The 15,057-nt window shown below is 37.8% G+C and carries 13 protein-coding genes; 12 read left to right on the top strand and 1 reads right to left on the bottom strand.

Annotated features, from left to right (window positions below; all coding sequences use genetic code 11):
• The first annotated feature begins 9 nt into the window (after positions 1 to 9).
• The 12 genes from gap (at position 10) to HYG86_RS06135 (ending at position 13,528) form a co-directional block, all read left to right on the top strand.
• On the top strand, positions 10 to 1,014 hold the full coding sequence (gap, locus tag HYG86_RS06190) for a type I glyceraldehyde-3-phosphate dehydrogenase (RefSeq protein ID WP_213168040.1): 1,005 nt from the start codon (positions 10 to 12) through the stop codon (positions 1,012 to 1,014).
• A 239-nt stretch (positions 1,015 to 1,253) separates the two neighbouring features.
• Positions 1,254 to 2,435 carry a phosphoglycerate kinase gene (locus tag HYG86_RS06185; protein ID WP_213168039.1) on the top strand — a complete coding sequence of 394 codons (1,182 nt, stop codon included), beginning with the start codon at positions 1,254 to 1,256 and terminating at the stop codon, positions 2,433 to 2,435.
• Between the two features lie 13 nt (positions 2,436 to 2,448).
• Positions 2,449 to 3,204, top strand: a complete 756-nt coding sequence (gene tpiA / locus HYG86_RS06180) for a triose-phosphate isomerase (protein WP_213168038.1) — start codon at positions 2,449 to 2,451, stop codon at positions 3,202 to 3,204.
• A gap of 16 nt (positions 3,205 to 3,220) precedes the next feature.
• Entirely contained in the window at positions 3,221 to 4,735 is a 1,515-nt protein-coding gene (gene gpmI / locus HYG86_RS06175) for a 2,3-bisphosphoglycerate-independent phosphoglycerate mutase (protein ID WP_213168037.1), read from the top strand.
• A 17-nt stretch (positions 4,736 to 4,752) separates the two neighbouring features.
• Positions 4,753 to 6,036 carry a phosphopyruvate hydratase gene (eno, locus tag HYG86_RS06170; protein ID WP_213168036.1) on the top strand — a complete coding sequence of 428 codons (1,284 nt, stop codon included), beginning with the start codon at positions 4,753 to 4,755 and terminating at the stop codon, positions 6,034 to 6,036.
• A 429-nt stretch (positions 6,037 to 6,465) separates the two neighbouring features.
• The gene (locus HYG86_RS06165) at positions 6,466 to 7,923 is read left to right on the top strand and encodes a hypothetical protein (RefSeq protein ID WP_213168035.1); all 1,458 of its coding nucleotides are present in this window, start codon (positions 6,466 to 6,468) and stop codon (positions 7,921 to 7,923) included.
• Positions 7,924 to 7,943: 20 nt separating this feature from the next.
• Positions 7,944 to 8,180, top strand: coding sequence for a hypothetical protein (locus HYG86_RS06160; RefSeq protein WP_213168034.1), 237 nt, complete (start codon positions 7,944 to 7,946; stop codon positions 8,178 to 8,180).
• 629 nt (positions 8,181 to 8,809) lie between these two features.
• Entirely contained in the window at positions 8,810 to 9,037 is a 228-nt protein-coding gene (gene secG / locus HYG86_RS06155; protein WP_213168033.1) for a preprotein translocase subunit SecG, read from the top strand.
• An 80-nt stretch (positions 9,038 to 9,117) separates the two neighbouring features.
• A complete protein-coding gene (locus HYG86_RS06150) occupies positions 9,118 to 11,097 on the top strand; it encodes a sodium-translocating pyrophosphatase (protein ID WP_213168032.1) in 1,980 nt (659 codons plus the stop codon).
• A gap of 380 nt (positions 11,098 to 11,477) precedes the next feature.
• On the top strand, positions 11,478 to 12,212 hold the full coding sequence (locus HYG86_RS06145) for an alpha/beta hydrolase (RefSeq protein WP_213168031.1): 735 nt from the start codon (positions 11,478 to 11,480) through the stop codon (positions 12,210 to 12,212).
• 22 nt (positions 12,213 to 12,234) lie between these two features.
• A complete protein-coding gene (locus tag HYG86_RS06140) occupies positions 12,235 to 12,774 on the top strand; it encodes a beta-class carbonic anhydrase (protein WP_213168030.1) in 540 nt (179 codons plus the stop codon).
• Positions 12,775 to 12,976: 202 nt separating this feature from the next.
• On the top strand, positions 12,977 to 13,528 hold the full coding sequence (locus HYG86_RS06135; protein WP_213168029.1) for an HDIG domain-containing metalloprotein: 552 nt from the start codon (positions 12,977 to 12,979) through the stop codon (positions 13,526 to 13,528).
• A gap of 71 nt (positions 13,529 to 13,599) precedes the next feature.
• Here the strand turns inward: HYG86_RS06135 and HYG86_RS06130 are convergent, their stop codons facing one another.
• The gene (locus HYG86_RS06130; RefSeq protein ID WP_213168028.1) at positions 13,600 to 14,976 is read right to left on the bottom strand and encodes a hypothetical protein; all 1,377 of its coding nucleotides are present in this window, start codon (positions 14,974 to 14,976) and stop codon (positions 13,600 to 13,602) included.
• Between the last annotated feature and the right edge of the window lie 81 nt (positions 14,977 to 15,057).

The raw sequence follows: 15,057 nt of genomic DNA, 5'->3' as shown, positions 1-15,057 counted from the left end.
GAGTTTATTGTGACTGTAAAAGTAGGTATTAACGGATTTGGAAGTATTGGACGTAGGGTGTTAAGAATCGCTCACAACAACCCAGATATTGAGATTGTAGCTATCAATGATTTAACTGACGCAAAAACCCTAGCACATTTATTAAAATACGACACTAACTATGGAACATTCCAAGTAGACATTAAAGTAGAAGATAACTTCATTATCGTAGATGGTAAGAAAATCGAGGTAACTGCACATAGAAACCCAGCTGACATTCCTTGGGGACAGCATGGAGTAGATTTTGTAATCGAAGCAACTGGTATATTCAGAACGAAAGATCAATGTCAAGCACACATCAATGCTGGTGCTAAGAAAGTAATTATAACTGCACCTGCTAAAAACGAAGACATCACCATCGTTATGGGTGTTAACGAAGATCAATATGATGGAGCAAACCACCACATAGTATCAAACGCTTCTTGTACAACTAACTGTCTAGCTCCATTTGCTAAAGTAATCAACGATGAGTTTGGTATCGTAAAAGGTCTTATGACAACTGTTCACTCATACACTAATGACCAAAGATTACTAGACCTTCCTCATGAAGATCTAAGAAGAGCTAGAGCTGCAAGTATGTCAATCATCCCAACAACCACTGGTGCTGCTCAAGCAGTTTCTCTAGTACTTCCAGAACTTAAAGGTAAATTCAATGGTTTTGCTATGAGGGTTCCAACTCCTACAGTATCTGTTGTAGATATGACTGTAGAACTTGCTAAACCAGCAACTGCAGAAGAAATTAACGAAGCTCTTAAATCAGCTTCTGAAAAACATCTAAAAGGAATCTTACAATACACAGACGAGCCACTAGTATCAACAGACTTCAAAGGATCTCCATACTCTTCAATTATTGATGGATTATCAACAATGGTTATGGAAGGCAACTTGGCTAAAATCGTTTCTTGGTACGATAACGAGTGGGGTTACTCTTGCCGTGTTGTAGACTTAATTCTTTACATGTCAGAAAGAATGTAACTCAAAAACTAGATTTTCTAGAAATGAAATGGTAAGATCTGGGGATAGGGTCAATCCCTGTCCCTTTTTCTTTATAGAATTTTAATAAGACTGTTGAGCCTAGGCTTCAGCCTTAGTAGTTGTAGCCCATCCCTTTAGGGTGGGTGAATACAAATCATCCCATATACTGTAGGGCGCAGGGCTCAAATCTGCCCGTGACCCGCAAAAATTGCAGTAAACAAGTTAAGGAGGTCCTCACTATGAATAAAATGTCCGTACGCGATATAGATGCTAAAGGTAAAAAAATATTCGTTAGAGTTGATTTTAATGTTCCTATGGCAGATGGTGAAATTACTGACGACACCCGCATAAGAGCTGCTTTACCAACAATCAAACATTTGGTGGAACAAGGTGGAAAAGTAATATTAGCTTCCCATCTAGGAAGACCTAAGGGTGAATTTAATTCAAAATTTAGCTTGAAGAAAGTTGCTGAAAGGCTTGCACAACACCTTAACAAAGAAGTAAAGATAACTGAAACCGTTGTAGGCGAAGATGTAAAAGAAACAATCGCTCAGATGCAAAACGGAGACGTAATCTTGCTAGAAAACGTTAGATTTATGCCAGGTGAAGAGAAAAATGATAAAGAATTAGCTAAACAAATGGCTGAACTTGCAGAAATATTTGTAAACGACGCTTTCGGAGCTGCTCACAGAGCCCACTCTTCCACAGCAGGTATAGCTGAATTCATACCAGCAGTTGCTGGATTCTTACTAGAAAAAGAAATAGAAATGCTAGGTAATTCTGTGGAAAACCCACAAAGACCCTTTGTAGCAATTATCGGTGGAGCAAAAGTAAGTGATAAAATAGGCGTAATCCAAAACCTTCTATCTAAAGTAGATACCCTAATAATAGGTGGCGGAATGGCAAACACTTTCTTAGCAGCTAAGGGCTACGAACTAGGCAAATCTTTAGTTGAGGCAGATAAAGTTGAATTAGCTAGAGAATTACTAGCACTAGCTGCAGAGAAAAACGTTGAATTACTTCTTCCATCTGATTTACTTGTAGCAGATAAGTTTGCTGCCGATGCTGCAACACAAGTTGTGCCAGCAGATCAAATTCCAGCTGAATGGATGGCCCTAGATATCGGACCTAAAGCAGCACAAGAATTCTCAGACCGTGTAACAAACGCTAAAACAGTTGTATGGAACGGTCCGATGGGAGTTTTTGAAATGGACGTTTTTGCAAAGGGAACTGAAAGTGTAGCAAAAGCTCTAGCTAGTAGCAGCGCTATTAGTATAGTTGGCGGTGGAGACTCTGCTGCTGCTGTTGAGAAAGTAGGCTTAGCTGATAAGATGAGCCATATATCCACAGGTGGTGGTGCATCCTTAGAGTATTTAGAGGGTAAAGTATTGCCAGGAGTGGAAAGCTTAAAAGATAAGTAGGGAGGTTCTAATAATGTCAAACACTAGAAAGCCTATAATCGCTGGAAACTGGAAAATGCATAAAACTGTATTTGAAGCAACAGACTTTGTAAAGGAACTTTTAACATTTGATGTTACCAAGGATGTGGAGCTAGTTGTATGTCCAACCTTTACAAGTTTGGAAAGTGTATCTGCATTATTAAAGGATAGCAGTGTAAATTTAGGAGCACAAAATGTTCACTTTGAAAGTCAAGGTGCTTTTACTGGCGAGATATCACCAGGTATGCTTAAAACCATAGGGGTAGACTACTGTATAATTGGTCACTCAGAAAGACGTCAGTACTTCCAAGAAACAGATGAACTAGTGAATAAAAAAGTTAAATCTGTTTTAGAAACGGGAATGTATCCCATCATGTGTGTGGGTGAAACATTGACGGAGAGGGAAAATGGGGACACAGAAAAAGTATGCAAGACCCAAACGGTTGAAGGACTAAAAGGTTTAACTGCTGAAGAAATTCAAAAAGTAGTAATAGCATACGAACCAGTATGGGCAATAGGAACTGGCAAATCAGCTACAAAGGAAGACGCTAATGAAACAATAGGATATATCCGCTCAGTTGTGGAACAATTAGCAGGAGCTGAAGTAGCTAGTGTAATCCGCATACAATACGGGGGAAGTGTAAAACCTGAAAATATAGCAGAATATATGAGTATGGAACATATTGACGGAGCATTAGTTGGAGGAGCATCTCTAACTGTAAAATCATTCCTAGACTTAACGAAGTTTTAGTAGGGAGTTGGCAAAAATGAATACACCAAAACCTGTAGTACTAATGATTCTTGATGGATGGGCCTTAAGCCAAGAAGCAGAAGGAAACGCCATAGTTAACTCTAACAAGCCATACTACGATCAATTTTCTAAACAATACCCAGCTACAACACTTGCAGCAAGCGGGTTAAGTGTAGGTCTTCCTGAAGGCCAAATGGGAAACTCAGAAGTTGGTCACTTAAATATAGGTGCTGGAAGGGTTGTTTATCAAGAACTTACTAGAATAACAAAATCAATATCCGATGGTGATTTCTTTGATAACACAGAGCTAAACGCCAGTATGGAAAATTGTATCCAGAACAACTCTGCACTACATCTAATGGGGCTATTATCTGATGGTGGAGTACACAGCCATCTAAAGCACCTGTTTGCATTGGTAGAATTGGCTAAAAAAAGAGGCCTTACCGAACTTTACATTCACGCAATTTTAGATGGCAGGGACGTGCCACCTAGAAGTGCAGCTAAATATATAGAAGAACTTGAACAAAAGCTAAAAGAAATCGGTTTAGGCAAAATTGCTACAGTATCAGGTAGATACTATGCCATGGACAGAGATAAAAGATGGGAAAGAACTTCCCTTGCGTATTCAACTTACGTGGAAGGTCAAGGCTACAAAGTTGAAACTGCCATGGAAGCTTTGAACACAGCTTATGACCGTGACGAGAACGATGAGTTCGTAAAACCCACTGTAATAGTTGGTGGCAAAAAAATAGAAGACCAAGACTCACTGATATTCTTCAATTTCAGACCTGATAGAGCTAGACAGATAACTAGAGCTTTTGTTGATGGAAATTTAGAAGGCCTAGAGCGCAAAGCATTTCCAAAAGTTCATTATACTTGCTTCACTCAGTATGATGAAACCCTAGAAGTGCCAGTTGCATTCAAGCCCCAAAACATTAACAACACCTTAGGGGAAGTACTTGCAAAAGCTAATAAAAACCAACTAAGGATTGCCGAAACAGAAAAATACGCCCATGTTACTTTCTTCTTTAACGGTGGAGTAGAAGCGCCAAATGATAAAGAAGAAAGATTGTTGATACCATCACCTAAAGTTGCAACATATGATTTGAAACCAGAAATGAGTGCATATGAAGTTACTGAAGAAGTGATAAAGGCAATAGAAAATGGTAACTATGATTTTATCCTAATTAACTATGCTAACCCTGATATGGTAGGACATACTGGTATCATGGAAGCAGCTGTTAAAGCATGCGAAGTGGTGGATGACTGTATTTCTCAAGTAATCCCTAAAGTACTAGAGAAAAACGGTGTAGTAATGCTTACATCTGACCACGGTAATGCAGATCAAATGTTAGATTTAAAAACCCGTAAGGCTCACACCGCCCATACATCCAACCCAGTTCCTTTAATAGTGGCTGGTTTAGGTGATATAAAATTAACACAAGGAGCACTTTGTGACATCGCTCCAACTGTATTAAAGATCATGGGTCTTGAACAACCTGTAGAAATGTCAGGAAAAACACTATTTTAATCTTAGGAGGTAAGTAAATGAGCACAATTTTAGAAGTTTATGGTAGAGAAGTACTTGACTCAAGGGGTAACCCAACAGTAGAAGTTGAAGTAATTTTAGAAGATGGTATCGTAGGTAGAGCTATAGTTCCATCAGGAGCATCAACTGGTGCTTACGAAGCAGTAGAACTAAGAGATGGTGACAACAGCCGTTACTTAGGTAAAGGTGTAGAAAAGGCAGTTAGCAACGTTAATGAAATCATTGCTCCTGCACTAGAAGGTGCTGATGCAACAGATCAAACAGGTATAGATAGCATCCTAATCGAACTTGATGACACTCCTAACAAAGGTAAGCTTGGTGCTAACGCTATCTTAGGAGTATCAATGGCAGTAGCTAGAGCAGCAGCTCAATACGTTGGATTGCCACTTTATCAATACCTAGGTGGAGTTAACTCTAAAACTCTTCCAGTTCCAATGCTAAACATCCTTAACGGTGGAGCACATGCTGATAACAACGTTGATATTCAAGAATTTATGGTTATGCCCATTGGAGCTGAAAACTTCAAAGAAGGACTTAGAATGGGTGCGGAAATTTTCCACAACCTTAAAACAGTTCTTAAAGGCAAAGGCCTTAACACTGCAGTAGGCGACGAGGGTGGTTTCGCACCAAACCTTGAATCTAACGAAGCAGCACTTCAAGTTATTATTGAAGCTATCGAAAAAGCTGGATACGTACCAGGTAAAGACGTAGTACTAGCATTAGACGTAGCTGCAACTGAAATCTATAAAGACGGTAATTACCACCTAGAAGGCGAAGGAGTAGTTAAGACTTCAGAAGAAATGATTAACTTCTACGCTGATCTAGTAGAAAAATACCCAATTATCTCCATTGAAGATGGCTTCGCTGAAGATGACTGGGAAGGTTGGATTAAGTTTACTGAAAAACTAGGCAACAAAATTCAAATCGTAGGTGACGACTTATTCGTTACAAACACTGCTAAACTAGCTGAAGGTATCGAAAGAAAAGCAGCTAACTCAATCCTAATCAAGCTTAACCAAATCGGTACAATAACAGAAACATTAGATTGTATCGAAATGGCTAAAAGAGCAGGTTTCACTTGCGTAATCTCACACCGTTCAGGTGAAAGTGAAGACTCAACAATAGCTGACCTAGCAGTAGCAACTAACGCTGGTCAAATCAAAACTGGTGCGCCTTCAAGAACAGATAGGGTTGCAAAATACAACCAACTTCTAAGAATCGAAGACGAGCTAGACTTCAGTGCAAAATACCCAGGCCTAACAGCCTTCTATAACTTACAATAATCTCCTTTAATATATATAATATATTAAATTAATACCTTCTTGAGTTATAACAAACTAAACAATCCCAAGAAAACCCAAGGGCCAACCTCCCCTTGGGTTTTCTAATATCGTTAGTTGTTCACAAACCATAGCCACGGACCTTAATTAAATAAAAGCAAACACAGCCAAGGATCAACACAGATTAACACATATATAAAAGCCCTTAAAGATGAGAAAATCTATACTATGTAATTTGGTATAATTATTATAAATTTCTAAAAAATTTATTTAAGAGTATTTTCTTAAATAAATACAGTTAAATAATAAAAAAAATTACAACAGCTCATACTGGTAGAATATTATAAATTTAGAAATAATTAATACATTCTTGCAGGATTATTGTTAGAGAGAGTAGAATAACTATTAATATTACATTTTGGGAGGGATAATATGAAAAGGGTTATATGTGTATTAACTATTGTTTTAATTATGTTTGTAAATTTGGGGCTGAGTAGTTTGATTCATGCAAAAGGACAGTTTGAAGACATACGTGGAGTAGTCGATTTAAATTTCTCAAAAGAGGGAACTTTTGTAGTTACCGAAGAGGTTTACCTCGATGTTAAAAATTTTGTTATTAATAAATCGCTAGTTCGATTTCATGGGGAGATTAGTTATGATAACAATACTTATCCTATTAAACTTAAAGGAGATTTATTTAAAGCTAACTCATTTGATGGTTTTGCAGCTTCTTTTGAAGATTTAGAGAATAACTTTGATGTAATACATTTTAGTATTATTAACTCAGATAAGATCGACGAAAGAGAGTTAATATACCACGACGTAAAAAGTGGAACCAAACTCCTCAGATTGTATTTAATGAGGAAAAACACAAGAGAATTTATAATTTTAGAGACTAAAATAGATAATATAAGAGGAAACAAACATTTGAGTTTCGACATAATTAACGAGGTTAACGATGATGAAGCATTTGATAATGAATTTTGGTACCATAAACTCATTGATCCTATTCAAGAAAACTTAGAAGAAGTAGGATATTGGGAGTATTCCAATGGAAACCTTTTAAGTTCTCATAATGATAACGTATCTAGTGAATTCAACATCTTAAGCGTTCCTCCAACATCTTCCTTTATTGGCCCAGATTTTATTCAGAGATTGTATAGGTATAGTACTCAGCGGACTTTTTCGTATTATGACCCAGCTTGGTCTGTTTGGTTACAATTAACGGAGAAATATCACATTGAATTTATTACTCAAATGAACATCGAGTCTTATTATCCAACACATGGGTTTGGGAGTAATTTTTTTTCTAAAGTATTTATAAACCGGAAATGGACTGAAACAGAAATGGGTAGAGCTCCTGTAAATTCAAACATGCTAAATTTGGGGGATTTTGGGAGTAGTAAATCAGTTAAAATTCTCCATAGTATTAACAATTCTAATAATAATGATATTACATTTCGTGGTTATTATGGATACAGACAGAACGCCTCACAGAGGGCTCTTGCTTCAAATGTTGCGAAACTAGGTGCTGTAACTTCTTCTTTTGCTACTATATTTAATCCAAATTCTGCGCTTCTTGCAACTATAAACATAGTTTTAAGTAATGGTTCTGATTTGGGATTAAGAGCTTCAGAAGGGAACTTAACTTATCATACGTATGATTGGTCACTGAACCGAAAAAGTCATGCTGTAGAATTTAACAATCATAGATTGACCCAAGCCAATGCTCTCTTTGGTTTGAGGAGTAGGCTATATATAAACCAAGGAATCAATAGGAATTTAAATGATAATGCTCAAATTTTCAATATGTTTTATGTGCCCATATATGAAGGTTCTACATATAGAACTTTTATGGAAAGACGTGACTCACTTAGGATAAAACAATAATCAAGGGAGGTTTGAATTATTTGGCTATATTACTAGCATTTTTTACGTTTGCCATACCTATCGTTGGTAAAAAATACTATAAAATCATTCAGGGAGTAGGTGCTGTTATATGGTTAGTTCTCCTAATTTCAGTAAATCCAAGTTTTCCTGCAGAGCATTTACTAAACATAAGTTTGTACTTTATACCTAGTTGGGTACTAGGATCTTTATTCTCTTTAGCTTTACTAAACGAAAAATATAAAAATACAAACTGCTAGTGAACATAAAAAAGGCATCTATAAAAAAGATGCCTTTTTTATGTTCACTAAATTCATACCATGACCGACATTTTCCTTCTCCTTTTAAAAAAGTTGTGGTAGGGTTTGTTAACCGCACTCGGATTGATGATACTTGATTTAAGATTTACCAGGGGCAACAAGTTTGGCCCAACCTTATTTCTAAATCAGCAACAGTGCCGAGATTTTCAACATCTTTAGAAGAGCGCTTTCCATTTTCGTAAACAGATTTAACCACATATAAAGATGCAAGCATTTTTTTGAATTAACAATTTGTAGCCTCTTTTATTTTATCCACCCTAATCAACAATTACCTATACTATATTACATGTGGACTAAAATAAAGTATGACAGAAAATAAACCTATATCAAGGATTACGAGAACTTTATCTAAACAACTGTCAAAGACCCGAATTAGCTTTGATCTATCCGCTTCGTGAACTGCTTGCCGCTAAACTACTGCGCTGCCTTTGAATTTTACCCGGAATTGTGGGCATAATAATACTCAATTTCAATGTTTAAAAGTTGCTATTTACCAGTCGATATGGTAAAATTACAGATGGTATAATAATAAAAATATACAATAGTATCCAAACAAGGAGGTGGGGAAGTTGGATTTAATCTTTCAAATAATACATGCCCTGTTAGCTATAGGTTTAATAGCTGGAGTACTGCTACAGTCCGGTAAAAGTGGTGGACTATCAGGCGCTATCGGCGGTGGCGGAACACAGTCATTCAAAACAAAAACCTTAGACGAAAAGCTATCTAAGATCACTAAATACGTAGCTGTTCTATTTATGATCAGCTCAGTATTGTTATCTTTCTTATTAGGGCGATAAAATTACCCACCCACCCTAACAATAGTTGGGGTGATTCTATTGTAACTACTTTTTTCTATCAAAAGGGAGGAAATGACCACATGGAAAATATCTACCTATATTTAGCTCCTATTCTAGGAATAGTAGCACTGGTTTACGCATTCATACTATCGCAAAAAATTAACAAGCTTGACGCTGGTACAGATAGAATGAAAGAATTAGCCGATGCTATCCACGAAGGAGCAATGGCATTCTTAAGTAAAGAATACAAGACACTATCTATCTTCGTAGCAGTTGTTGCTATAGTACTAGCAGTAGTACCAGCCTTAGGAATTCAAACAGCAATTTCTTTTCTAATTGGTGCTATTTTCTCAGCAGTTGCTGGTAACATCGGTATGCGTGTTGCTACTAAAGCTAACGTTCGTACTGCTAATGCTGCAAGAGAAGGTATGAACCCAGCTCTTCAAGTTGCATTTAACGGTGGAGCTGTAATGGGTATGGCTGTTGTAGGTTTAGGATTATTCGGAGTTAGTGTACTATACATAATTTTTGAAGATCCATCTATAGTTAATGGCTTTTCACTAGGTGCAAGTTCAATAGCTCTTTTCGCTAGAGTTGGTGGTGGTATCTACACCAAAGCTGCTGACGTTGGAGCTGACCTTGTAGGTAAAGTAGAAGCTGGTATCCCAGAGGACGACCCAAGAAACCCAGCTGTTATCGCTGATAATGTTGGTGATAACGTAGGAGACGTTGCTGGTATGGGTGCTGACCTTTTCGAATCATATGTTGGTTCAATTATCGCTGCAATGGTACTTGGTGTTAACCAATTTGGCATAGATGGAATTATGCTTCCACTAGCACTTGCTGCAGTAGGAATTGTGTTCTCTATCGTAGGTACATTCTTTGTTAAAGCAAAAGAAGGAAAGAGCTTAAGTTCTGCCCTTGAGACAGGTACCATTGTAAGTGGTGTGCTTACACTAATCGCAGCATACTTTATAAACGCCAACCTAACTGGCGAAAACGGAGTATTCTTCGCAATCGTTGCTGGTCTTGTTGCAGGCCTAGCAATCGGTAGAATTACTGAGTACTATACTTCAGCTGACCACAAACCAGTTCAAGGTATTGCTGAAGCTGGTCAAACTGGTCCAGCTACAACAATAATTAGTGGACTAGCTGTAGGTATGAGAAGTACGATGTTACCAATTATCGTTATCGCTATCGCCATACTAGTAGCATTTGGATTTGCTGGACTTTACGGTATCGCTATCGCTGCTGTTGGTATGCTAGCAACTGCTGGTATGACTATCGCTGTTGATGCTTACGGCCCAATTGCAGACAATGCTGGTGGTATCGCTGAAATGGCTCACTTAGATAAGAGTGTAAGGGCAATCACTGACCAACTAGATGCTGTTGGTAACACAACTGCAGCAATTGGTAAAGGTTTTGCTATCGGCTCTGCAGCTCTAACATCTCTAGCACTATTCTCAGCTTTTACTGCAGCAGTAGGATTAGAATCTATTAACCTAACAGACGCGACAGTAATCGCTGGATTATTTATCGGAGCTATGCTTCCATTTTTGTTCTCTGCAATCACCATGGAAGCTGTTGGTAAAGCAGCATTCGCAATGATTGAAGAAGTTCGTCGTCAATTTAAAGAAATCCCAGGAATCATGGAAGAAAAAGCTAAGCCTGACTATGCACGTTGTGTTGAAATCTCAACTGCAGCTGCTATCAAAGAAATGGTTGTTCCAGGTCTATTGGCAGTAGGTGTACCTATCTTCATCGGTTTCTTACTAGGAGCTGAAGCACTAGGTGGTTTACTAGCGGGAGCACTTTCCAGTGGTGTACTTATGGCTATCATGATGGCTAACGCCGGTGGAGCATGGGATAACGCTAAAAAATATGTTGAAGGTGGAGCTTACGGCGGTAAAGGTACTGATACCCACGCTGCAGTAGTAGTAGGTGACACTGTAGGTGATCCATTCAAAGACACCTCAGGACCATCAATCAACATCCTAATCAAACTAATGACAATCGTATCCCTAGTATTCGCCCCACTATTTGGAGCAGGAATACTATAATTCAAACAAACTCCCCAGAGCAGAAGCTCCGGGGAGTTTTTGCTTTTATGGCTTCTTGTACTCACTTTGCACCACCTATCCAACACCTACAACGACATATTGTAGCCCATCCCTTTAGGGTGGGCAACCCACAAAACTCCCACCCCATTACCACCCACCATACAATTGTAGCCAAGGCTTTAGCCTTGGAACCCCCGCAAAAATCGTCCAGTACTGTAAGGTAGGGCTCCGAACCTACCCGGACCCACAAAAATCCCCCGCCGTCACACCTACGTACAATTGTAGCCAAGGCTTCAGCCTTGGAACCCCCGAAAATTACCCCAAAAAAAGTTGCCTTCACCCTGTCAGAGGAGTATACTTTTATTAAGGGAGGGATTTTAATGGCTATAAGACAAAAAAATGCTGAACCCTTTAGATATCATGGGGATAAAAATAAAGCTGTGCTGCTAATACATGGTTTTACAGGTTCACCCACAGAAATGGAACCTCTAGGAAAATACCTACACAAAAAAGGATTTTCCGTATACTGCCCACTACTTTCAGGGCATGGTACTACACCTGAAGAAATGGAAGAAACAACATGGAAGGACTGGGTTGGCACAGCGGAAGCTACCCTAAAAAGCCTAAAGGAAAAATACAAAGAAGTATATATGGTAGGGTTCTCCATGGGAGGATGCATAACCCTATATCTAAGTATGAAATATGAAATCCAAGGGATAGTATCCATATCTGCACCCATTTACCTTGTGGACAAAAAAGCATACTTTACACCCATACTACAATATATAAGAAGGTTCAAAGAGAAAAAACGCAAACCAAATTTTAACGTGCCAATCTTTAGCTATGATAAAACACCAATCAAATCAGTATCAAGTCTTTTACGACTAATAACCCTAGTTAAATCAAACCTATCAAAAGTCAAGCATCCTATACTAATCATCCAAGGTGATGAAGATAATGTGGTGATACCTAAGAGTGCTGACTATATATACAAAAATGTCAAATCACACATAAAAGAAATTAAGTTCTACCAAAAAAGAAGCCATATGATAACAGTGGAAAATGGTAGAGACGAAGTATTTAATCAAATATATGATTTTTTAAGTAAGATCTAATAAAAAGGAGAGTCTAATTAAATTGGAAAGTAATAATTTGTTTGAAAGGGTAATGCACTTTAATAAACTATACAGAGAAAGAGAAGGGGAACAATGCAAATGTTGTTTGCCTAAATACCCTAGAGAAAAGGTCGCAATCTTAACATGCATGGACACAAGGCTAACCTTACAGCTAGAAAAAGCCTTAGGGCTTGACCGTGGAGATGCCATAGAATTAAAAACAGCAGGAAATAACATGCGTGGTCAAGAATTAAGAAGTTTAATAGTTGCTATATTTGCCTTAAAAGTAGACAAAATAATGGTTATAGGTCATCCAGACTGTGGTATGGCTAACCTTGATGTTGAAATCCTGACAGAAAAAATGATAGCAAGGGGTGTAGAGCCTAAAGCCATCGAAGAATTAGGGGACTTGAAAGAATGGTTTGAAACATTCTGTGACTCAAAGGATAACGTGATTGATATGGTAGACCTACTGAAAAAACATCCACTAATACCAAGGGATATTGAAATAGCAGGCTTCAACTTCAACCAAGACACATCAGAACTAATCCACATCTGTTAGACACCACCCACACAAACTGTAGCCCACCGTTCAGGGTTGGCCACCCCACAAAACCATCCAATACTGTAGGGCGCAGGGCTCCGTACCTGCCCGGACCCACGCAACGAACCCCAGCAGTAATTGTTGGTACACCCACCACAAACTTGTAGCCCACCCTTTAGGTTGGGACAACCACACAACAAGCACCAAGGAGGCAAAACCAATGGAAAGACAACAAGCACTATCACTTGTAAAAGAACATGTTAAAAACAAAAACCTAGTAAAACATATGCTAGCTGCTGAATATGTACTAGGACACTTAGCAGAAAACTTCAATGAAGACAAAGAAAAATGGAGCCTCGCAGGACTCCTACACGACATTGACTACGACCAAACAGCAGACGACCCTAAAAAACATAGCATACTAGGTGCCCAAATACTTGAATCACATAACATAAATCCAGAAATTGTCTATGCAGTGAAGGTACATAATGAAGCCCATGGGTTTGAAAGAATAACAAAGCTAGACAAAGCCCTACATAGCTCAGATCCACTAACGGGACTTATTGTGGCATCTGCACTAATACACCCTGACAAAAAACTAAACTCCATCGACACTCAATTCGTTCTTAATCGTTTCAATGAAAAACACTTCGCAAAAGGTGCAAACAGAGAGCAAATAGCTAAATGCGAAGAAATAGGACTAACCCTAGAAGAGTTTATCGACATCGGTCTTAAAGCCATGCAGAAGAACCATAAAGAACTAGGTTTATAAAAAAACGCCCAAGAACAAAAAACTTGGGCGATTTTTTATACCATTCCTTCTGCTTTCTTGACCTCTTCCGCTCATTCAACCTTATGTTCAATACCCATATTGCCCTTCAGCACTATCCCATCATAATCAATTCTTGCCAGATTGGTGTTCACGTTATTATGTTTTAAAATATAACACTCACGTATCCAACTGATATCTTTGTCAGATACTTTATGTATATACTCTTCAACATTATCCCAACTCAAATCATTCCAACTGATAAATTTTTGGCTAAAAGAAAAGAAATTTTCATCCAATACAAAATGCAATAGATGAATCAATAAAATATTCAAAGGGTATACCCCATCTAATTCTTTACCCATTCCATAGGACGCATTTCTTAAAGTCAGTCCTTCTAAGAAACCACGACTCTCTCTATATAGTAGTTGTAACTCCTTGATTTTGTGGCGAAAATCTGTATTTCCGTACTTATTCTCTATTGCCAACAGAGCAAAGTACTCACTAAACCCATCCTTTAACCATACATCATCAGGGTGTTTAACATTTACCTGGCTCCACCACATTTTACTAACCAAAGCTGATAAATCCCTGAATATAAGCTTTTCCCTTTCCTTAGGGGTCTTACCCAAGCTTTTAATACTATCTAACCACTCACAAGGGAAAACAATGTTACTGCCATCAAAATAAGGATCAAAAGCCCCCTGGACTACAGCGATATTAACTTTATCAATAGAACCTTTCCCTAAGTTAGTCAGGAAATAATCAGCTAAACCTTTAGTCAAACTATTTAAAAGTCTAGCTTGATTTAGATACTGCCTAGGATATAAAAGATTAATACTCATACCACCATAACTATCACTTGTTCTTAAAGACGGATACCCAATAAAAGATAGACCATTATTATCCCCAACCACAGTGACTACTTGTCCACTATACTTAATATCTTTTTTTACCTCTATGCATCCTGTCATTAAGTTCCACCCCTCAGGCATGCTTATAACTGCTTCGCACTCATAACTATCTCCAGTAGGGATATGTGGAAAGAAACCAGCATTATTATTTAATAAAAAATTCCCTTTATTGAAAGATATATAATCATTTTGGGTACAATAATACTTAAAAGTGATATTAATTTTTGTGTTGGCATTCGGTAACATAGGAAGCTCAATTACAACGAGCTGTAGACCATTGTAAAAGCGTACTGGCTTAAGTTTATATTTAAGTGGAATGCCTAAGTAACTAACCTCATATAAATGGCAATCATAACTAAGAAGAAAAGAGATGTTCCTTTCCCTTATAGCAGGCTCCACAGTCAAAGAACTTTCAAAGAGCACACTTTTGTTTTTAGTATTTATTCCTATTTTGGTTGCAAGTTTGGTAATTTTCTGGTTAAATTGTTTTAAGAACACTGGATAAAAACGGGAAATTAATCTAGAATAAATATTCAATTACAAAACCCCCTCACTTAAAAAAACCTTTAATTAAGAATATTCTATTATAATAAAAAAATTCCTTTTTTGTTCATTTTT

The sequence above is a fragment of the Alkalicella caledoniensis genome, from assembly GCF_014467015.1.
In the GTDB taxonomy this organism is placed as follows: domain Bacteria; phylum Bacillota; class Proteinivoracia; order Proteinivoracales; family Proteinivoracaceae; genus Alkalicella; species Alkalicella caledoniensis.
The sequence above is the reverse complement of the archived record's forward strand: the minus strand, read 5'-3'. Positions and strand labels throughout refer to the sequence as shown.